The sequence below is a fragment of the Pseudomonas brassicacearum genome, assembly GCF_000585995.1.
Lineage (GTDB): Bacteria > Pseudomonadota > Gammaproteobacteria > Pseudomonadales > Pseudomonadaceae > Aquipseudomonas > Aquipseudomonas brassicacearum_A.
Genome location: NZ_CP007410.1, coordinates 1780125 through 1800475 on the forward strand (window position 1 = coordinate 1780125; position 20351 = coordinate 1800475).

Sequence of the window (20351 nt, forward strand, 5' to 3'; positions counted from 1 at the left end):
AGTGTCCTGTCTTACAAATACTGCTCTTTTTGGACGGCGTCTGTTGCCGTCATGCTGCGTTGCCGCTCCTCGCCATAGCGGGCTATGACTCGTCGCGGCGCCTTGCCTGACGACAACAGCCGCTCGCCCAAAAGGAGCATTATTTGTAAGACAGGACACTGGTATCCTTCGCAAATCCAGCCGTACCCCGCGGCTCGTCATGCAAGTAAAAACGTCATGAACGAACGAACGACTTCTTCAAGCTGGGCGATGGGGATTGTCAAGGCGCTGGAAATGGACGGTCTGGATTGTCGGGCGCTGTTCAAGCAACTGGGGCTGGACTTTGACGCGCTGGACGATCCGGATGCGCGCTTTCCCCAGGACTCGATGACGCGACTCTGGCAGCGGGCGGTGGAGTTGTCGGGCAACCCGGCCATCGCCCTGAACATGGGCAAAGTGGTGCGCCCGGCATCCTTTCATGTGGTCGGTTACGCCTTGATGTCGAGTCGCACCTTGGTGGAGGGTTTCCAGCGGCTGGTGCGTTATCAGCGGATCATCGCCGAAAGTGCCGACTTGAGTTTTCGCCGACTGGAGGAGGGCTACGGGCTGATTCTGACGGTGCATGGCGACCATCTCCCACCCACCCGCCAAAGTGCCGAAGCCTCCCTGGCTTGTGCATTGGCCATGTGTAACTGGCTGACCGGGCGCACCCTGCATCCGGTGAAAGTGTTGTTTCAGGGCACTGAACCCGTTGACCTGATCCCTTATCAACAAGCGTTTCACGCGCCGCTGGTGTTCGGCGCAGCCTATGACGCGTTGATCTTCGAACGGGCCGACATGGAAGCGCCGCTGCCCACGGCCAACGACGCCATGGCGCAGCTCCATGATCGGTTTGCCGGTGAGTATCTGGCGCGGTTTTCGGGAAGCCGCGTGACCCACAAGGCGCGGCAAGTGCTGTGTCGGCTACTGCCCCAGGGCGAGCCCAAGCGTGATGTGGTGGCGCAGGCGCTGCACTTGTCCCAACGCACCTTGCAGCGGCGCTTGCAGGAGGAAGGCACCAGTTTCCAGAGCCTGCTCGACGACACTCGCCGCGAACTGGCCGAGCAATACCTGGCACAACCGGCCATGACCCTGCTGGAAATCGCCTATCTGTTGGGGTTTGCCGACCCGAGTAATTTCTTTCGCGCCTTTCGCCGCTGGTTCAACACCACGCCCGGTGAATACCGGGCGCGGGCCGAGCGCGGCCAAGCCGGTCAGTGACGCCAGAACGCCGGGATACACAACACGAACACCGTGATGATCTCCAACCGGCCCAGCAACATGCCCCCCGACAGAATCCACTTGGCCGCATCCGGCAGCGGTGCGAAGTTGCCGGCCGGGCCAATGGTCTCCCCCAACCCCGGGCCGACACCGGAGACGGTACTGGCCGCGCCGGTCAGTGCCGTCATCCATTCCACGCCTAGCAGCGACAGCAGCAGCGCGATCACGCAGATGGTGATGGCGAAGAAGAACGAGAAGGTGAGAATCGAGCGGACGATTTCTTCGTCGAGGCGATGGCCGTTGTATTTCTGCTTGATCACCGCACGCGGGTGGATCAGTTGATTAAGGTTGGCCCGGAGCAGGATGTAGGCGACCTGGAAGCGGAAGATCTTGATCCCGCCGGCTGTCGAGCCCGAGCAGCCACCGACGAACCCCAGGTAAAAGAACAGCATCAGTGAGAAATTACCCCACAGGCTGTAGTCCCCCAGAGCGAAGCCGGTGGTGGTGACGATCGACGTCACGTTCAACGCCACGTGCCGCAGCGCGTCCAGCCAATGCAGGTCGGTGGTCAACCAATACCAGGTGCCGAGCACCAGCCAGGTCACCAGCAGCACGCCGATCAGCCCTTGGACCTGCTGATCCTTGATCAGCGCCCGACGATTGCCTCGCAGCGTCGAGACATACAGGGCAAACGGCAGGCTGCCGAGGATCATGATGACGATGGCGACCCAGTGCACGGCCGGTTCGGTCCATTTGGCCAGGGACAGGTCGGAGGTGGAAAAACCGCCGGTGGAGATCGCCGACATCGAATGGTTGATGGCATCGAACAGGCCCATCCCGGCCCACCAGAGCGCCAGGGTGCCGAGGATGGTGATGCCCACGTAGGACGCCACGATCAGCCGCGCCACCATGTGCGAGCGGGGCATGACTTTTTCCGAGCGGTCCGACGATTCGGTCTGGAACAGCCGCATGCCACCGATGCGCAACAGCGGCAGGATCGCCACGGCCATGCCGATGAAGCCGATCCCGCCGAGCCAGTGCAGCAACGAGCGCCACATCAGGATGCCGGGGGACATGGTGTCCAGGCCGCTCAGGACGGTGGCGCCGGTGGCGGTGATCCCCGACATGCTTTCGAAGAACGAATCCGTGTAGCTGATGTGCTGGGTCAGCAGGAACGGCAGCGCGGCAAAGATACACACCACCAGCCAACTGCTGACAGTCAGCAGGTACATGTCGCGCGGGCGCAGGTGTATATGTTCCGGGCGTCCGGGAAGCACCAGGGCCAGGCCGGCGACGAAGGTGATCATGCTCGACCAGAGGAACGACGGCAGATCGCCGGTACGCTCGAAGATCAGCAAGGTGGCCATGGGCACGACCATGAAGATCGCCAGGGTGATCAGGAAGATGCCGATAATGAAACCAATGATCCGCAGGGTCGGCAACGCCATGAAGTCCGCTCGGGCTGAAAGGGGAGGGCGCCATTCTACCTGCGACCAGCGGCATGTAAACCGGCACCCGGCGACGCTTGGGGCGAGCGCACCTCGGGTGGCGGAATTTGAACTAACGAACTCGCGTACATGCCACTAGAATAGCCAGACATTTTTTCAGGAGGTGGCCGATGCAGGCTCTCGACGCTTTGCTCAACCGTGTTTCCGTTCCGCGCCTGATCGAACCGGCACCCACGCCCGAACAGCGTGAGGTCATGTTCGCCGCTGCGATGCGGGCCCCGGACCACGGCCAGTTGCGGCCATGGCGCTTTTTGACGGTGGAGGGACCGGCGCGTCATCGCATGGGTGAACTCCTGGCCGAAGCGGCGCGGCTCAATGATCCGCAGGCACCCGAAGCGGTGGTGGAAAAGGCCCTGAACGGCCCATTGCGCGCGCCGCTGGTCGTGGTGGTCATTGCTCGTTTGCAGGACCATTTCAAAATCCCGAAATCCGAACAGCGGCTGGCGGCCGCCTGCGCGGCCCACGGGATTCTGCTGGCGGCTTACGCCCAAGGCGTTGGCGGGGTCTGGCGCACGGGCGAGTTGTCGTACTCACCTCATGTCGCCGAGGGCCTCGGCCTTGAAGAGGGGGAGGAGGTGATCGGTTTCCTTTACCTGGGCACGCCGCAGAAAGAAGCGCGTACGGCACCGCAGGAAGATGTCGGGCAGTTTGTCCGGGAGTGGACGGGCCAGTAACGTCTCAAGGGCGGCGAATGACTTGGGGGGTGTTGATCCACTGTGGCGAGGGAGCAAGCTCCCTCGCCACAGGGAAAGTGCCCGGCCTTGGGTTACTTGCAAACGTCAGCAATAGCCTCGGCCAGCAGGTCCAGGCGCGTGGCGTCGATGCCCGCCACGTTGGCCCGCCCCGTGCCCACCATGTAGACGCTGTGCCGCTCCCTCAGGCTCTTGACCTGTTTCGGCGTCAGGCCGGTGTAGGAAAACATCCCGCGTTGTACACCAATGTGGGCGAATCGTTCGCGCAAACCGTGGGGTTCGAGGGCTTCCAGCAGACCGCTGCGTAATTGCGCGATGCGCAAGCGCATGGCCTGCACTTCGTCGGCCCACAGGCTTTTGAGTTCCGGGTTGCCGAGGATCGTCGCCACCACTGCAGCGCCGTGATCGGGCGGTGTCGACCATAGGTTACGGGCGATGTTTGCCAGTTGGCTGCGGATGTCCACCAGCTTCTCGGCATCCCGGGCGCAGACGATCAGCGCGCCGGTGCGGTCGCGGTACAGGCCAAAGTTCTTCGAGCAGGAACTGGTGATCAGGACTTCCGGCAGCGCATCAGCAAACAACCGAACCGCCCAGGCGTCTTGCTCCAGTCCGTCGCCAAAGCCCTGGTAGGCAAAGTCGATCAGCGGCAGCAAACCACGGCTGCGCACCACCTCCAGCACCTGGCGCCATTGATCATGGGACAGGTCGAAGCCGGTGGGGTTGTGGCAGCAAGCGTGCAGTAGCACCACATCGCCTTTCGGCGCCTGGTCCAGGGTCGCCAGCATCGCCTCGAAATCGAGGCGATTGTCGGCACCCACGTAGGGGTAGTGACTGGCCTTGACGCCGGCAGCGGCAAAGATGGTTTCGTGGATCGGCCAGGTCGGGTTGCTTAGCCAGACGCCCCGGCCCGGCAGGCACTGGGCGATGAAGTCGGCACTCAGGCGCAGGGCACCGGTGCCCCCCGCCGTCTGGGTCGCACCGACGCGCTTTTCGCTGATCAGCGTTGAATCGGCACCCAGCACCAGTTCATTGAGCAACTGGCCGAACGCCGCATCGCCGTGCCCGCCGATGTAGGTCTTGGTGGTCTGGCGATCCACCAACCGCTGCTCGGCCTGCTTCACTGACTGAAGAATCGGTGTCAGGCCCTGGGCGTCTTTATAGACGCCCACGCCCAGGTCGAACTTGCTCGGATTGGTGTCCGCCCCGTAGGCCTCCATCAGGCCGAGGATCGGGTCGCCGGGCACCCGGCCGATGGCATCGAAATGCATTACTTGCGGCCCTCGGCGGTCTTGGCCACGTCATCGGTGCGGGCGGCCATGATGAAATCGTTGCGATGCAGGCCCTTGATGGAGTGGCTCCACCAGGTCACGGTGACTTTGCCCCACTCGGTGAGCAGGCCAGGGTGATGACCTTCGGCCTCGGAGATTTCACCGACGGCGTTGGTGAATGCCAGGGCGTGCTTGAAATTCTTGAACAGGAATACTTTTTCCAGCTGCATCACGCCGTCACGCACTTCGATGTTCCAGTCCGGGATCTGCTTGATCAGTAGCGGCAGTTCTTCGTCGCTGACTTGCGGGGCGTCGGCGCGGCAGGCTTCGCAATGGGCTTGGTTCAGAGTGTTCATCAATGTGTTCCTGGATCGAATATTGGAAAAACGTCGATGCACCCACGCTAAAGCAAAGCTGCGCTGTGCAACAGACTCAATTGAGATCAAAAGCTGCGGTTCACGCGGCTTTTGGTGGAAATTTCGGTGTATGCAAGCCCAATTCCCGACCGCGCTTGACCATGCCCATGATGTCTTCATGAGCCAGGTCGAACAGGCGCTTGAGTTCAGGCAGCACGAAGTACACGGGCTGCAGGATGTCGATGCGGTAAGGCGTGCGCATGGCTTCCAGGGGATCGAAGGCTTGGTGTTCCGGCTCGTCCGAGAGGCAGTAAACGGTTTCCTTCGGCGAAGACAGAATGCCACCGCCGTAGATGCGTCGGCCTTGCGGGGTTTGCACCAGGCCGAACTCGATGGTCATCCAGTACAGGCGTGCCAGGTAGACGCGTTCTTCCTTGGAGGCCTGTAGGCCAAGTTTGCCGTAGGTGTGGGTGAATTCGGCAAACCAGGGGTTGGTCAGCAGCGGACAGTGGCCGAAGATCTCGTGGAATATGTCCGGCTCTTGCAGGTAATCCAGTTCTTCACGGGTACGAATAAAGGTCGCGACCGGAAACTGCTTGCTGGCGAGTAATTCAAAGAACGTCTGGAAAGGGATCAGCGCCGGCACCCGGGCGACTTGCCAGCCCGTGGTCGCGCCCAGCACCTGGTTGATTTCGCCCAGTTGCGGAATGCGATCGTGGGGCAGGCCAAGCTTGTCGATGCCGTCCAGGTATTCCTGGCACGCACGACCTTCGATGACTTTCAGCTGGCGGGTGATCAGCGTATTCCACACCGCGTGTTCTTCGGCGGGGTAGTGGATAAAACCTTGCGCATCGGGCTCGCGGGCCACGTACTGCGTCTGCTTCATGCTGCTCTCCTGCTGATTTTCCCTCGGAGGGAAAGGCTGTTTGTTTTTATGTCCAGCGATGCATTAGAGATAACTCGAAGCAGGGGCGCGTGCAGCAGGAGAGCGCAGGTGGATAGGGACGAGTACGTGTCATTTTGTAAAGTTTTCGTTACGTATAGGGTCCGGCTGCGGCCATGCCGAGAATTTTGGCTGGGAAATGGCCTACAGCTGTCACATAATCTTGACAACTATTTGTGTGCCTAGACAAAAAAACCAACACAAAACCCGTGGCGAGGGAGCTTGCTCCCGCTGGACTGCGCAGCAGTCCCAAAAACAGGGACGCTTCGCAACCCAGCGGGAGCAAGCTCCCTCGCCACAGGACGTGTGTTGGACTTGAATGGGGCACCACTCTCTCATCCACATCCGGGCCTTTTTATGCGGATCAAAGTCCATTGCCAGAATCGCATCGGCATCCTGCGGGACATTCTCAATCTGTTGGTGGAGTACGGGATCAACGTCGCCCGAGGGGAGGTGGGTGGCGAGCATGGCAATGCGATTTATCTGCACTGTCCGAACCTGATCAACATCCAGTTCCAGGCGCTACGGCCGAAATTCGAGGGCATCGCCGGTGTATTCGGCGTCAAGCGCGTGGGGCTGATGCCCAGCGAGCGGCGGCACATGGAGCTCAACGCGTTGCTCGGTGCCTTGGAGTTTCCGGTGCTGTCCATCGACATGGGCGGCTCCATCGTCGCCGCCAACCGGGCAGCGGCGCAGTTACTCGGGGTGCGGGTGGACGAAGTGCCGGGGATTCCGCTGTCCCGGTATGCCGAGGATTTCGATTTGCCGGAGTTGGTGCGCGCCAACCAGTCGCGGATCAACGGGCTGCGGGTCAAGGTCAAGGGCGATGTGTTCCTGGCCGACATCGCGCCGCTGCAATCGGAGCACGACGACAGCGAGGCCATGGCCGGTGCAGTGTTGACGTTGCACCGGGCCGACCGGGTGGGCGAGCGCATCTACAACGTGCGCAAGCAGGAGCTGCGCGGCTTCGACAGTATTTTCCAGAGTTCGAAAGTGATGGCGGCGGTGGTCCGTGAGGCCCGGCGCATGGCGCCGTTGGACGCGCCGCTCCTGATAGAGGGCGAGACCGGCACCGGCAAGGAATTGCTGGCCCGGGCCTGTCACCTGGCAAGCCCGCGCGGGCAATCGCCCTTGATGGCGCTCAATTGTGCCGGGCTGCCGGAGTCCATGGCCGAGACCGAGCTGTTCGGCTACGGTCCTGGCGCCTTCGAGGGTGCCCGGGCGGAAGGCAAGCTCGGCCTGTTGGAACTGACCGCCGGCGGTACGCTGTTTCTCGACGGCGTCGGGGAAATGAGCCCGCGCCTGCAAGTGAAACTGCTGCGCTTTCTGCAGGATGGGTGCTTCCGGCGTGTCGGCAGCGATGAAGAGGTGTACCTGGACGTCAGGGTGATCTGCGCCACCCAGGTGGATTTGTCCGAACTCTGCGCCCGGGGAGAATTCCGTCAAGATTTGTACCACCGCTTGAACGTCCTTTCGCTACACATCCCGCCACTGCGCGAATGCCTCGATGGCCTGGCACCGCTGGTGGAGCATTTTCTCGACCAGGCCAGTCGCCAGATCGGTTGTCCGCTGCCCAAGCTGGCCCCGGCGGCGATGGACCGTCTCAGTCACTACCACTGGCCGGGCAACGTCCGGCAGCTGGAAAACGTGCTGTTCCAGGCTGTTTCCCTGTGTGATGGCGGCACGGTGAAGGCCGAGCATATCCGCCTGCCGGACTATGGCGTGCGTCAGCCCCTTGGCGATTTCTCCCTCGAAGGCGGGTTGGACGACATTGTCGGGCGTTTCGAGAAAGCCGTGCTGGAGCGGCTGTACTCCGAACACCCTAGCAGCCGGCAATTGGGCAAGCGGTTGGGGGTTTCCCATACCACCATTGCCAATAAGTTGCGGGAGTATGAGGTGGGTAAAACCGAGTCATAGCTATTTATCTGTTGCGTTTTTACGGGCCTCATCGCGAGCAAGCTCGCTCCCACATGAATCTTCAGTGTTCACTGGACTTGTCGGCATCCAGATAACCCTGTGGGAGCTTGCTCGCGATGGCGGCAGTGGCCGTTACTCAAGGACAAGCATTGCCACCCACCGGCACGATACCGCCGGTTTTTCGTCTTCGATAGATTTCCCTGATCTCTTCCAGTCCCCCCAACCCTTTGTTTACCGGGCCCATCAGCGCCAGAAAAAAGTTGGTCTGCAAATTGCTTAAGGCTGTGCAACACAGCAGTGGACGGCAAACGTCCGGCATGCAGAGGAACGACAGTGGACAAGTACCTTTATGTGGCAATGACCGGCGCCAGCCAGAACGCGCTGGCGCAACGAGCCCATGCCAACAACCTGGCGAACATCTCCACCAACGGTTTTCAGAAAGACCTGGAGCAGGCCCGCTCGATGCCGGTATTCGGCGACAGCTTTCCGGCGCGGGCATTTGCCATGTCCGAGCGGCCTGCCACTGACTTCACGCCGGGTGCGCTGGTGGAAACCGGTCGTGACCTCGATGTCGCGGTCAGCGGGCCGGGCTGGATGGCCGTGCAGAATCCCGATGGCGGTGAAAGCTACGTGCGCACCGGCAGCCTCAATGTCGATGCCCTGGGCGTGCTGCGGGCCGGCAACGGCATGCCGGTGATGGGCAATGGTGGGCCGATCGCCGTGCCGCCGGAGCAGAAAATCGAAATCGGCCAGGACGGCACCATCAGCATCCGCGCCATGGGCGAAGGTCCGCGTGTGATGGCTGAAGTCGACCGCATCAAGCTGGTCAACCCGGACCTCAAGACTATGACCAAGGGCCTGGACGGTTCGATCCGGACCAAGGACGGCCAGCCGGCGCCCATCGATGGCAACGTGCAGCTGGTGTCCGGGTTCCAGGAAGCGAGCAACGTCAATGCCGTGGATGAGATGACTTCGGTGCTGGCCCTGGCCAAGCAATTCGAGCTTCACGTCAAGATGATGAACACCGCCAAAGAAGGCGACGAGGCCATGGCCCGGGTCTTGCAGATCTAATCATTAATTACAGCGCTGCGCCGAAAAACAGGCGTACGAGGAGAATCGAATGCTTCCGGCTCTATGGGTTGCCAAAACAGGTCTGTCCGCCCAGGACACTAACCTGACGACCATTTCCAACAACCTGGCGAACGTCTCGACCACGGGTTTCAAACGTGATCGCGCTGAGTTCCAAGACCTGCTGTACCAGGTCAAACGCCAGCCAGGCGCCCAGTCGACCCAGGACAGCGAACTGCCGTCGGGCCTGCAAGTGGGTACCGGTGTGCGCATTGTCGGCACCCAGAAAAACTTCACGGCCGGCAGCCTGCAAACCACCGAGCAACCGCTGGACATGGCCATCGATGGTCGCGGTTTCTTCCAGATCCTGCAGCCGGACGGCACCACGTCCTACACCCGTGACGGTACATTCCACCTCGATTCCAACGGCCAGATCGTCAACGCCAGCGGTTTCGCCCTGGAACCGGCCATCATCATCCCGAACGACGCCCAAACCTTCACCGTTGGCCGTGATGGCACCGTGTCCATCACGGTGGCGGGCAACCCGGCCTCCCAAGTGATCGGCAACCTGCAGACCGCCGACTTCATCAACCCGGCTGGCCTGCAAGCGGTGGGCAACAACCTGTTCCTGGAAACCGCCGCCAGTGGTGCGCCGCAAGTCGGCACACCGGGCCTCAACGGTTTTGGCACCACGCTGCAGAACACCCTGGAAACGTCCAACGTGAGCACCGTGGAGGAGATGGTCAACATGATCACCACCCAGCGCGCCTACGAGATGAACTCCAAGGTGATCTCCACCGCCGACCAGATGCTTTCGTTCGTTACGCAGAATCTGTAATCACGTCTATAGAGGCGGCCTGAGGTCGCCTGCAACACCGAGAGGTAGGGTCATGAATCGCTTCGTATCTGTTCTGGCACTGAGTGGCATCACCGCACTCGCGGGCTGTGTCGGGCCAACGCCCAAGCCCAATGACCCGTACTACGCCCCGGTGTTGCCGCGCACACCGTTGCCGGCCGCCGCCAACAATGGCTCGATCTACCAGGCCGGTTTTGAGCAGAATCTATACAGCGATCGCAAGGCCTTCCGGGTCGGTGACATCATCACCATCACCCTGAACGAGCGGACCCAGGCCAGCAAGAACGCCAACTCGCAAATGGACAAGACCAGTAATACCAGCGTCGGCCTGACGTCGTTGTTCGGCTCCAGCCTCACCACCAACAACCCGATCGGCAGCGGTGACCTGAGCCTCAACGCCGGTTACGGTTCTGACCGGGCCACCAAGGGCGACAGCAAATCTGGCCAGAGCAACAGCCTGACCGGTTCCATCACCGTGACCGTTGCCGACGTGTTGCCCAACGGCATCATCGTTGTGCGGGGCGAGAAGTGGCTGACCCTCAACACCGGTGACGAACTGGTGCGCATCGCTGGCATGGTTCGCGCCGATGACATCGCCACCGATAACACTGTTTCGTCGACCCGGGTGGCCGATGCTCGTATCACCTACTCGGGTACCGGTGCCTTTGCCGATGCGAGTCAGCCGGGTTGGTTCGACCGTTTCTTCCTCAGCCCGAAATTCCCTTTCTAGGTGGCCCAGTTGAATCTTAAGCAGCTGTTGATGGGTGCGTTGGTGATGTCGGCAGCCTTTACCGCTCAAGCCGAGCGTCTGAAGGACATTGCCAGCATTTCCGGCGTGCGTTCCAACCAGTTGATCGGCTACGGCCTGGTCGTGGGCCTGAACGGCACCGGTGACCAGACCACCCAGACCCCGTTCACCCTGCAGACCTTCAACAACATGCTGTCGCAGTTCGGCATCAAGGTGCCGGCAGGTTCCGGCAACGTGCAGTTGAAAAACGTCGCGGCGGTGTCGATCAGTGCCGATCTGCCGGCGTTCGCCAAGCCCGGCCAGCAGGTGGATATCACCGTTTCTTCCATCGGTAACTCCAAGAGCCTGCGCGGCGGCACCTTGCTGCTGACGCCGCTCAAGGGTATCGATGGCAACGTCTACGCCATTGCCCAGGGCAACCTGGTGGTGGGCGGTTTCGATGCCGAAGGGCGCGATGGTTCCAAGATCACCGTCAACGTTCCGTCGGCCGGTCGCATCCCTGGCGGTGCGTCGGTGGAGCGTGCTGTGCCGAGTGGTTTCAACCAGGGCAACAGCCTGACCCTGAACCTTAACCGTTCCGACTTCACCACCGCCAAGCGCATCGTCGACAAGATCAACGACCTGCTTGGCCCAGGCGTGGCCCAAGCGCTCGATGGTGGCTCGATTCGCGTCACCGCGCCCCTTGATCCAAGCCAGCGGGTCGACTATCTGTCGATCCTGGAAAACCTAGAAGTCGATCCGGGCCAGGCGGTGGCGAAAGTCATCATCAACTCGCGTACCGGCACCATCGTGATCGGCCAGAACGTCAAGGTTTCTCCAGCCGCCGTGACCCACGGCAGCCTGACCGTGACCATCACCGAAGACCCGATCGTCAGCCAGCCAGGACCGTTGTCCAACGGCCAGACCGCCGTGGTACCCCGTTCGCGGGTCAATGCCGAGCAAGAAGCCAAGCCGATGTTCAAGTTCGGCCCGGGCACTACCCTGGATGAAATCGTCCGGGCAGTGAACCAGGTCGGCGCGGCGCCGGGCGACTTGATGGCGATTCTCGAAGCCTTGAAGCAGGCCGGCGCGTTGCAAGCCGACCTGATCGTGATTTGAGGACCGATCCATGGACATGCGCAAAGGCACTTTGATCAGCGGGGATTCGGGGTCCTACTCGGACTTGAACCGCCTGAACCAGCTCAAGGTTGGCGACAAGAACAGCGACGGCAACCTGCGCAAAGTGGCGCAGGAATTCGAGTCGCTGTTCCTCGGCGAAATGCTCAAGTCCATGCGTTCGGCCACCGATGCGCTGGGCAAGGACAATCCGCTCAATACGCCTGAAGCCAAGCAGTACCAGGAAATGTACGACCAGCAGTTGGCCGTTTCGATGTCTCGCGAAGGCGGCGGTATCGGCCTGGCCGATGTGCTGCTGCGCCAGATGTCCAAGAACAAACCGCTCGCGCCAGGCGAGGCCGCAAGCCTGTCGGCTGCCAAGCAGCAAGAGGCGCTGGATAAGGTCGCCAAGGTTGCGGTGCCCACGCCAGTGGCTGCCGGAACGCTGCCCGACGGGCCTCTTTCGCGCTCCAACGGCCAGCGCCCATTGTGGGCGTCCCGGGCCGTGAATGCTCCGCAAGGGGCGGGCGAGGGCACTCACCGCAACGACATGGAACTGATCAACCAACGCCGCTTGGCCTTGCCGCCGAAACTGGCGGACCGTCTGCTCGCCGGGCTGGTGCCTTCGGCGTCGGTCAATGCCGAGGCGCCCGCGCAGAACGTCTTGACGGATCGCGCCATCGCCGCTGCCAAACCGGCCACTGGCGAACTGGCCAACGGCGACTGGCTGGCGGCGCTCAAGGCTTCCGAGCCGAGCGGGGGGATGCAGGTTTACGGTCGCTCGGTGGCACAGCCACCACTGGCACCGGCCCGCAAGGCCTTCCGCGATGCCGACGAATTCGTCAACGCCATGTTGCCGATGGCCAAGGAAGCTGCGGACCGCATCGGTGTCGACCCACGTTACCTGGTGGCCCAGGCCGCCCTGGAAACCGGTTGGGGCAAATCGGTCATGCGCCAGCCCGATGGCACCAGCAGTCACAACCTGTTTGGTATCAAGGCCAGCCAGAGCTGGAAAGGCGATTCGGCGCGGGCCATCACCAGCGAGTTCCGCAACGGCGAGATGGTCAAGGAGACGGCCGAGTTCCGCTCCTACGCCTCGTATCGCGACAGTTTCCATGACTTGGTCAATCTGTTGCAAAGCAACAGCCGCTATCAAGATGTGCTGAAGTCGGCCGATAACCCCGAACAGTTTGTACGCGAGTTGCAAAAGGCCGGTTACGCCACCGACCCGCACTACGCCAGCAAGATTTCGAACATAGCCCGGCAGATGACGAGTTACCAAAACTACGCTTCGGCAGGCGCCACCACGACTTTATAAGGTCTGAACCATGAGTTTGCTCAATATAGGGATGTCGGGTCTGTCAGCAAGCCAGACCGCGTTGGTGACCACGGGTAACAACATTTCCAACGTTGATACCGCCGGGTATTCGCGTCAGCAGACCGTGCAGACTACCAAGGCCTCCAATCAATACGGCAACGTGTTCATCGGCTCCGGCACAACCCTGGCTGACGTGCGCCGGGTGTACAACTCCTACCTTGAAGCTCAACTGAAAACCACCACCTCGCTCAACAGTGACGCGGCGGCCTATCAGGGACAAATCACGCCGCTCGATTCCCTGCTGTCGGACAGCGGCACCGGCATGAACGGCGCGCTGACCAAGTTTTTTGCTTCGGTGCAAAACGTCAATGCCAAGCCAGGTGACGATGCTTCCCGTCAGTTGCTGCTCAGCGATGCTCAGGCCCTGAGCAACCGTTTCAACTCGATCTCCAGTCAGTTGACGGAGCAGAGCGCCAACATCAATGGCAACTTGTCGAACATGGTCGAGCAGGTCAACAACCTGGCTGCCACCGTTGCGCAGTTGAACAAGAAAATCGCCGAGGTCTCCAACTCTGGTGGTGCTCCTAACGACCTGCTCGATGCCCGCAACGAGACCATTCTCCAACTGTCGACCTTCACGGGTACTCAGGTTGTGGAAAACGGCAGCAGCCTGGATATCTACCTGGGTTCCGGCCAGCCGCTGGTGATGGGCAACACCGTCAATACCCTGCAAGCCGTGCCGGACAAGAACGATCCGGGGCGCGTGGGCATCCAGCTCAACAGCGGCTCCAGTTCGATGGACCTGACCTCGGTGCTCACCGGTGGCGAGATCGGCGGCCTGATGCGCTACCGCAGCACCGTGCTTGACCCGGCCATGAACGAGCTAGGTCGCGTGGCCCTGGTGGTCGCCGACCAGATGAACAGCATCCAGGCCTCGGGTATCGACAAGAACGGCGCCTTCGGTTCCAACCTGTTCAGCAGCATCAACAGCGCCGCTCAGATGAGCCAGCGCAGCGTCGCCGCGCTGACCAACAGCGCCGGTTCCGGCAACTTCAATGTGGCCATCGAAGATACTGGCAAGCTGACCATCAACGACTACAAAATTACCTTCACCACGGGCACCGACTATACTGTCCAGCGCCTGCCTGATGGCACGTCGATGGGCGCGTTTAACACCGCGACCACGCCGCCTCCGGTGGTCGATGGCTTCTCGCTGACCTTCGGCAGCGGCACGGCGGTGGCCGGTGATTCGTTCAAGATCACCCCGACCCGTAACGCGGCGACCAGCATCAAGACTGAGATGACCGATTCCAAGCGGCTGGCGATCGCCGCGCCATTGGGCGCAGCCATCACGCCGGGCGGCAGTGGCACGCTGACCATTCCGGCCAGCGGCCAGCCGACGATGACCACCAAGCTGGACATCTACGACGAAGCCACCACCACCATCATCCAGAACGGCATCAAGAGCTCCATGCCGGTCAAAGTGGTATTTGGCGCAACGTCCACCGACGGCACCAGCCAGGCTTACCGATTGCTGGATGCCAAAGGCGGCCTGATCAGCAGCGGCACGATCAAGCCAGGCCAGAGCAACACCCTGAGCCTGAGCGTTCCGCTCAAGGACGCCAGCGGCGCCCCGATCATGGATTCATCCATACCGCCGGTGCAGCGTACCGTCACCTTCGACATGTCGATCGCCGGTTCGCCATCCGACGGTGCCGGCATTGATGTCAGCCTCAGTCAGCCCGGCAGCCTGGACAACCGTAACGGTACGGTTCTGGCCGGCTTGCAGACTGCCAAGACCGTGGACACCGGTTCCGCCAGCAAAGGGATTTCCCTGAACGACGCCTACGGTAAGCTGGTGGAAGGTGTCGGCTCCAAGGCCGCCCAGGGCAAGCTTGACAGTGCCGCCACCGGTGCAATCCTGGACAACGCCAAGACCGCCCGCGACTCGTTGTCGGGCGTGGACCTGGATGAAGAAACCGGCAACCTGGTCAAGTATCAGCAGTACTACACCGCGTCTTCGCAGATCATCAAGGCTGCGCAGGAAATCTTCAGCACATTGATCAACAGTCTTTAAGGAGCCGTAGCCCATGCGCATTTCCACCTCCCAGTTCTACGAGAGCACGGCTGCGAACTACCAGAAAAACTTCGCCAAGGTGGTCAAGACCAGCGAAGAAGCCAGCAGCCTGGTGCGTGTGAACACTGCCGCCGATGATCCGGTGGGGGCTTCACGTCTGCTGCAGTTGGGCACCCAGGCGTCGATGCTCGCCCAGTACGAAACCAACGCCAGCACCATCAAGGCGACCCTGGGCACGACCGAAGCGGTGATGAACAGCATCGGCAACGTGCTGCAGCGCGCCCAGGAACTGGCCGTCGGTGCCGGCAACGCCGGCTACACCGACGCCGACCGCCAGGCCAACGCCTCGGAGCTGGCACAGATCGAAGAGCAATTGCTGAGCCTGATGAACAGCAAGGACGAAAACGGCAAGTACATTTTCGCAGGCTCCAAGGGCGATACCATGCCGTTCACCCGCAACAATGATGGCAGCTACAGCTACAACGGTGATCAGGTGACCCTCGACCTGCCGGTTGGCGACACCATGTCGATGGCCACCAACAGCACGGGATGGGAAGTCTTCCAGCAGGCCGTCAATACCAGCCGCAGCCAGGTCACCATGACCGCCCCGGCAGTGAATGACGGCCGGGTGGTCTTGTCCAATGGTCAGGTATCGTCCAGCGTCAGCTATAACAGCAAGTTCCGCAGTGGGGAGCCGTACACTGTCGAGTTCACCAGCGGCACGCAACTGAAAATCACCGATTCCGGCGGCAATGATGTCACCGCAGAAGCCAGCCAGGGGGGGGCTTTCGACCCCAACAGCAAAAGCGGCCAGGCGGTGCAGTTCCGGGGACTGGAATTGACCCTGAACATCAATCTGCAGACCGGTGATAACGCCGGCACCGTATTGCCCGGCCATACTTTCACCCTGGCCGCCAAGCCGGACACTTTTGTCCCGACTCGCAGCCCGGGCAACCCGACCACGGTCCAGATTACCGACAGCACGATCACTGACCCGGTGGCGTATCACGCCAGCTTCCCTACCGGTTCGGCTGTGTTGAAGTTCACCAGCGCCACTGATTTCGACCTGTACGCTGCGCCGTTGACCGCTGACAGCCAGCCGGTGTCCAGCGGCACCCTGGCCGGCAACGTGGCCACCGCTTCGGGGGTGAGCTTCACCCTGGACGGTACGCCGGCTGCCGACGATCAGTTCAGTATCGCGGTCAACACCCATGAGACCCAGAACATCCTGGATACCGTGAACCAGCTGAAAACCGCGCTGAGCACGCCGACCAACAATGATCCGATTGCTGTGCAGAAGTTGCAGGCGTCGCTGGCCTCCGGTATCGCTAACCTGGCGAGCGGCACCGATCAATTGTCCAGCGCCTTGAGTTCGGTGGGTGGGCGCGGACAGGCCTTGGAAAATCAGAGCGACACCAACCAGAGCCTGATCCAGGCCAACACCCAGACTCAATCGTCGATCCGTGATTCCGACGCGGCCGAAGTGATGACCCGACTGACCTTGCAGCAGACCATGTTGCAGGCCTCACAACTGGCCTTCAGCAAAATTGCCCAATTGGGCCTGTTCAACAAGATCTGAGCCGGTATTCACCGAGCCGCCAACCGTCTTTTTTAAGCGGTTCCGGGGCGCCGATCCGAAAGGAACGGTGCCCGCCGCTCGAGAGTTTTTGCCGTGAAGCCACTTCCCCTCGTCAGTATTGTTATCCCCGCCTACAACCCTCGGTTCTTCGACCAGGCATTGCTCAGTGCCTTGGCCCAGACTTACGAGCACATCGAAATCATTGTCTGCGACGATTCGCCTGGCGATGAAATTCGCCATATCGTCGAGTCCTTTGCAGAACCGTCTCATCCGATCCGCTATCTGCGAAATCCACAGCGACTGGGGCTTCAGGGCAATCTGTTGCGGTGTGTCGAAGAGGCGCAGGGCGAGTTCATCAAGGTGTTGTGCGATGACGACCGTCTATTCGCACCGAGCATTGCGATGCAGGCCCAGGCGTTGATGGATCATGCAGACGTGAGCGTGGTGTTCGCGCTTCGGCTGTTGTGCGACGCAGGCAACTTCATCTTGCCACCCCGCGTGGACAACTGCCGCTTTTCGCCAAATGACGCTTTGCTCAAAGGCGATGACATGCTGGCGATTTTCGAGAGCACACTGACCAACTTTGTTGGCAATTTCAGTTCAACGCTGATGCGCCGCGCCGATGTGCTGGAGTTGCTGCCTGCCTTGATACAGGACGGTGCCGGTTTTGTGGCCGTGCTCGATTTTGCTTTGTTTGTCTGCTTGATGCGACGCGGTAATCTGATTGCCTTGAATACCGTGTTAAGTATCGAGCGCCTCTACCCGGAGCGTTTGAGCAAGACCCCGGAAATACTCAAGGCTGCCAAGATAGAGTGGGAGTGGCTGGCACAGATGCTTGTTGCGCGCAGCGGTGAAGCGGCTCCGGCCTCGGGCTGGGTGCGCTGCATTGATCTGGACAAAATCACCGATGAGTCTCATGCCTGGCAGGAGCTCTGTGTAACCCGCGTATTGGGCAACCGCAATACCGTCGTGAATGGTCGAGTGGGGGCGCAAAGTGAGAGCTATGCGGACTTCTATCGCGAATGGCTGGCGGTCCGCCGGTTCAGTGAGGTGGAGCGACGCGTCATGCCCGCGCGCGTGGATAGTTGGCCGTTTCGGCCGAACATCGTGCCTTTGATCATCGACGCTCTCGGCGATGCGACGTCGCTTGCTGCGACGTTACGTAGCATCAAGGACCAGTTGTATCCAGCCCAGGCCGTGGTGGTGCTTTCCGATGCTCATTGCGAAGTGGACGAGCGAGTGCTGCAACTGCCTTATCAGGCCGATTGGCCGAGTCAGTTCAATGCCATCGTTCCCCAGCTGGAAGGCGCGCACTGGTTCTACCTGCTGCGAGCGGGCGACGTCTTGCGCGATTCGGCATTGCTGATCCTGGCCGAGCGCGTTGCCGGGAGGCAGGGCATCCTTTGTGTCTACAGTGATGAAGGGGCGTTTGTGGACGGCCAGTCCTTCGAACCGGTGTTCAAGCCGGATTTCAACCTGGACCTGATGCGCACCTACCCTTATGTCGGCCGGACCCTGGCTTTCGAGCGTGAACGATTCATGGCTCTCGGCGGCTTCGAGTCGGATCACGGTGAACTGGCGCCCCACGATCTGCTCTGGCGGCTGGTGGAAGAGGCCGGCCCTCAGACCGTCGAGCATATCGCAGAGATCCAGGTCGAGTCGGTCCTGAGCTTCGCCCAATGGTTGTCGCTGCCCGAGGTCATCGATGGCAATGCCCGCTTGGTTGGCGCGCACCTGGACCGTATCGGCATCAATCATGAGGTTTCCCCGGACACCTTGCCGTTGATCAACCGCATCAACTACCGACACGGCGACCGCCCACTGGTATCGATTATCATGCGGACCGGTGATTCGCTTGCAGCCTTGCAGCGTTGCGCCGAGAGCCTGATCGAGCGCACGGCCTACGCTCACTATGAAATCCTTATCGTGGACAGCGGCGTCCGGGATCCGGCCATGCTCGACTGGCTGGAGAACATGTCGCAGTTGGGCGCGAGCATGTTGCGGGTGCTGCGTCATGTCGGCCAGGACAATGATGCAGCGGTGCGTAATTTCGCCGCTGCTCAGGCCCGGGGCGAGTACCTGCTATTGCTTAGTCCGCACCTGATTGCTTGCGAAAATGACTGGCTGGACGAGATGATCAATCATGCTCTGCGTCCTGAGGTTGCGGTGGTCGGCGCGAGAATACTCAGTCCTCAAGGCACGATTCTTGGCGGCGGGCAGATTCTCGGGTTGGCTGGGCCGGTGGGCACGCCGTTCTACGGTGAGTCCGCGGCTTCGCGTGGCTATATGCAACGTTTGCATACGGTCCAGAACTGGAGTTCGGTCAGCAGCGACTGCCTGATGGTGCGCAAGCAGGTTTTCGATGAGCTCGGCTGCCTGGACGATACGTCCTTTACCTTTGGTCTCAGCGATGTCGATCTGTGCCTGCGCGCAGGCAAAAGCGGCTATCTGGTAGTCTGGACGCCTTACGCCACGGTCATGAAAGTCGACCCCCATTCGACCGCTACCCAGTCTGAAGAAGCCACGTCGGTGGAGCGCGAGCACGAGGTCTTTTATCGCAAATGGCTGCCGCAGATCGCCCGGGATCCGGCCTACAATCCTGCGCTGAGCCTGGGGGCGTCCAGCTTCAGCCTGGAACCGTCGCTGCGTAACAACTGGAACCCGTTCTGCACCCGCGCCCTGCCATTGATACTTGGCTTGCCGGTCAATGCCACCGCGGTCGGTCATTATCGTGTCACGGCCCCGTTGGCCGAATTGGAGGCCGCCGGACGGGTAATCGCCCGGGTCGCCTACGAATCGCCTCCTACCGTTGAGATCGAGCGTCTGTCGCCGGATACGATCGTATTGCAGGGGCGCTACAGCGAAGGGGCCGCCGGCGATATTCTCAGAATGAAGAAATACTCTGGTGCCCTGCGGATCTTCGAGCTCGACGATTATGTCGTTAAGGCACCCAAGAAAAACACTCATGCACGCAACAAGCCGGCCAATATCGAGCAGATGCTGCGCGAAGGAATCGGGTTGTGTGATCGCGTGGTGGTGACGACACCTTCGCTCGCTGATGCCTTGTCCAGTATGCACAAGGAAATCCGTATCGTGCCCAACATGTTGCCGCCCGAGCCGTGGGCGAAGCTGACCAGCCGGCGCAGTACGTCCTCCAAGCCTCGGGTGGGTTGGGGGGGAGGGACCAGTCACAGTGGTGATCTGGAGATCATTGCGGATGTGGTTCGGGAGCTGGCAAACGAGGTGGAGTGGGTGTTCTTCGGCATGTGCCCGGAAGTATTGCGGCCCTATATCCATGAGTTCCATGGCTCAGTCGCTTTGACCCATTATCCGTTCAAACTGGCCAGCCTGAACCTCGACCTGGCGCTGGCGCCCCTGGAGTTCCACATCTTCAACGACTGCAAGAGCAACCTGCGCCTGCTGGAATACGGTGCCTGCGGCTACCCGGTGATCTGCACCGACACCAAGGCCTACGACGGTTTCCTGCCGTGTACCAAAGTACGCAGCAACAGCACCGAGGAATGGATCGCGGCGATCCGCATGCACCTGGCCGATCCTGACGCCAGTTATCGGATGGGCGATGAGCTGCGCGAAGCAGTGCTTCGTGACTTCATGCTCAGTGGCGATAACCTGCAACATTGGCTGTGGGGATGGTTGCCGGATTGATGTGAGAGAGGGGGGCGGTGC

General features: G+C 61.0%; 14 protein-coding genes and 1 pseudogene. 11 read left to right on the forward strand and 4 right to left on the reverse strand.

Going from position 1 to position 20351, the window contains the following annotated elements; translation table 11 throughout:
* Positions 1–216 precede the first annotated feature (216 nt).
* A pseudogene (locus CD58_RS07725) lies at positions 217–1276 on the forward strand (AraC family transcriptional regulator).
* Here CD58_RS07725 and CD58_RS07730 read toward each other — a convergent pair.
* Positions 1233–2687: a TrkH family potassium uptake protein gene (locus CD58_RS07730; RefSeq protein ID WP_025212462.1), complete on the reverse strand. Its 1455-nt coding sequence runs from the start codon at positions 2685–2687 to the stop codon at positions 1233–1235. The pseudogene CD58_RS07725 and the gene CD58_RS07730 overlap by 44 nt on opposite strands.
* 170 nt (positions 2688–2857) lie before the next feature.
* Between CD58_RS07730 and CD58_RS07735 the strand changes: the two genes are divergently transcribed.
* Entirely contained in the window at positions 2858–3421 is a 564-nt protein-coding gene (locus CD58_RS07735; protein WP_025212463.1) for an NAD(P)H nitroreductase, read from the forward strand.
* A 92-nt stretch (positions 3422–3513) separates the two neighbouring features.
* Here CD58_RS07735 and CD58_RS07740 read toward each other — a convergent pair whose 3' ends face one another.
* From CD58_RS07740 to phhA, 3 genes are all read right to left on the reverse strand, one after another.
* Complete coding sequence (locus tag CD58_RS07740) at positions 3514–4707, reverse strand: amino acid aminotransferase (protein ID WP_025212464.1); 1194 nt, start codon at positions 4705–4707, stop codon at positions 3514–3516.
* Complete coding sequence (locus tag CD58_RS07745) at positions 4707–5063, reverse strand: 4a-hydroxytetrahydrobiopterin dehydratase (RefSeq protein ID WP_025212465.1); 357 nt, start codon at positions 5061–5063, stop codon at positions 4707–4709. Before CD58_RS07745 ends, CD58_RS07740 begins: the two co-directional genes overlap by 1 nt.
* Before the next feature lie 100 nt (positions 5064–5163).
* The gene (phhA, locus tag CD58_RS07750) at positions 5164–5949 is read right to left on the reverse strand and encodes a phenylalanine 4-monooxygenase (protein WP_025212466.1); all 786 of its coding nucleotides are present in this window, start codon (positions 5947–5949) and stop codon (positions 5164–5166) included.
* Between the two features lie 414 nt (positions 5950–6363).
* On the opposite strand from phhA, the gene CD58_RS07755 reads away from it, so the two are divergent.
* The 9 genes from CD58_RS07755 to CD58_RS07795 all read left to right on the forward strand — a co-directional run bounded on the left by CD58_RS07755 (position 6364) and on the right by CD58_RS07795 (position 20330).
* A complete protein-coding gene (locus tag CD58_RS07755) occupies positions 6364–7923 on the forward strand; it encodes a sigma-54-dependent phenylalanine hydroxylase transcriptional regulator PhhR (protein ID WP_025212467.1) in 1560 nt (519 codons plus the stop codon).
* 333 nt (positions 7924–8256) lie between these two features.
* The gene (locus tag CD58_RS07760) at positions 8257–8994 is read left to right on the forward strand and encodes a flagellar basal body rod protein FlgF (RefSeq protein WP_025212468.1); all 738 of its coding nucleotides are present in this window, start codon (positions 8257–8259) and stop codon (positions 8992–8994) included.
* Between the two features lie 49 nt (positions 8995–9043).
* Positions 9044–9829, forward strand: coding sequence for a flagellar basal-body rod protein FlgG (flgG, locus tag CD58_RS07765; RefSeq protein WP_003199045.1), 786 nt, complete (start codon positions 9044–9046; stop codon positions 9827–9829).
* Positions 9830–9881: 52 nt separating this feature from the next.
* Positions 9882–10577, forward strand: coding sequence for a flagellar basal body L-ring protein FlgH (gene flgH / locus CD58_RS07770; protein WP_025212469.1), 696 nt, complete (start codon positions 9882–9884; stop codon positions 10575–10577).
* A gap of 30 nt (positions 10578–10607) precedes the next feature.
* The gene (locus CD58_RS07775; protein WP_162178161.1) at positions 10608–11693 is read left to right on the forward strand and encodes a flagellar basal body P-ring protein FlgI; all 1086 of its coding nucleotides are present in this window, start codon (positions 10608–10610) and stop codon (positions 11691–11693) included.
* A 10-nt stretch (positions 11694–11703) separates the two neighbouring features.
* Complete coding sequence (flgJ, locus tag CD58_RS07780; RefSeq protein WP_025212471.1) at positions 11704–13008, forward strand: flagellar assembly peptidoglycan hydrolase FlgJ; 1305 nt, start codon at positions 11704–11706, stop codon at positions 13006–13008.
* A gap of 10 nt (positions 13009–13018) precedes the next feature.
* Positions 13019–15085 (forward strand): flagellar hook-associated protein FlgK, encoded by a 2067-nt coding sequence (gene flgK / locus CD58_RS07785; protein WP_025212472.1) that lies wholly within the window; start codon positions 13019–13021, stop codon positions 15083–15085.
* 13 nt (positions 15086–15098) lie between these two features.
* Positions 15099–16664: a flagellar hook-associated protein 3 gene (locus CD58_RS07790; protein ID WP_025212473.1), complete on the forward strand. Its 1566-nt coding sequence runs from the start codon at positions 15099–15101 to the stop codon at positions 16662–16664.
* 93 nt (positions 16665–16757) lie between these two features.
* Entirely contained in the window at positions 16758–20330 is a 3573-nt protein-coding gene (locus CD58_RS07795; protein ID WP_025212474.1) for a glycosyltransferase, read from the forward strand.
* Positions 20331–20351: the final 21 nt, after the last annotated feature.

What these genes read in the sequence shown, in the direction of transcription:
- flgJ (WP_025212471.1), top strand. Translation starts at nt 11,704, where the DNA reads ATGGACATGCGCAAAGGCACTTTGATCAGCGGGGATTCGGGGTCCTAC.
- flgK (WP_025212472.1), top strand. Translation starts at nt 13,019, where the DNA reads ATGAGTTTGCTCAATATAGGGATGTCGGGTCTGTCAGCAAGCCAGACC.
- flgH (WP_025212469.1), top strand. Translation starts at nt 9,882, where the DNA reads ATGAATCGCTTCGTATCTGTTCTGGCACTGAGTGGCATCACCGCACTC.
- phhA (WP_025212466.1), bottom strand. Translation starts at nt 5,949, where the DNA reads ATGAAGCAGACGCAGTACGTGGCCCGCGAGCCCGATGCGCAAGGTTTT.
- CD58_RS07755 (WP_025212467.1), top strand. Translation starts at nt 6,364, where the DNA reads ATGCGGATCAAAGTCCATTGCCAGAATCGCATCGGCATCCTGCGGGAC.
- CD58_RS07740 (WP_025212464.1), bottom strand. Translation starts at nt 4,707, where the DNA reads ATGCATTTCGATGCCATCGGCCGGGTGCCCGGCGACCCGATCCTCGGC.
- flgG (WP_003199045.1), top strand. Translation starts at nt 9,044, where the DNA reads ATGCTTCCGGCTCTATGGGTTGCCAAAACAGGTCTGTCCGCCCAGGAC.
- CD58_RS07745 (WP_025212465.1), bottom strand. Translation starts at nt 5,063, where the DNA reads ATGAACACTCTGAACCAAGCCCATTGCGAAGCCTGCCGCGCCGACGCC.
- CD58_RS07775 (WP_162178161.1), top strand. Translation starts at nt 10,608, where the DNA reads ATGGGTGCGTTGGTGATGTCGGCAGCCTTTACCGCTCAAGCCGAGCGT.
- CD58_RS07790 (WP_025212473.1), top strand. Translation starts at nt 15,099, where the DNA reads ATGCGCATTTCCACCTCCCAGTTCTACGAGAGCACGGCTGCGAACTAC.
- CD58_RS07735 (WP_025212463.1), top strand. Translation starts at nt 2,858, where the DNA reads ATGCAGGCTCTCGACGCTTTGCTCAACCGTGTTTCCGTTCCGCGCCTG.
- CD58_RS07730 (WP_025212462.1), bottom strand. Translation starts at nt 2,687, where the DNA reads ATGGCGTTGCCGACCCTGCGGATCATTGGTTTCATTATCGGCATCTTC.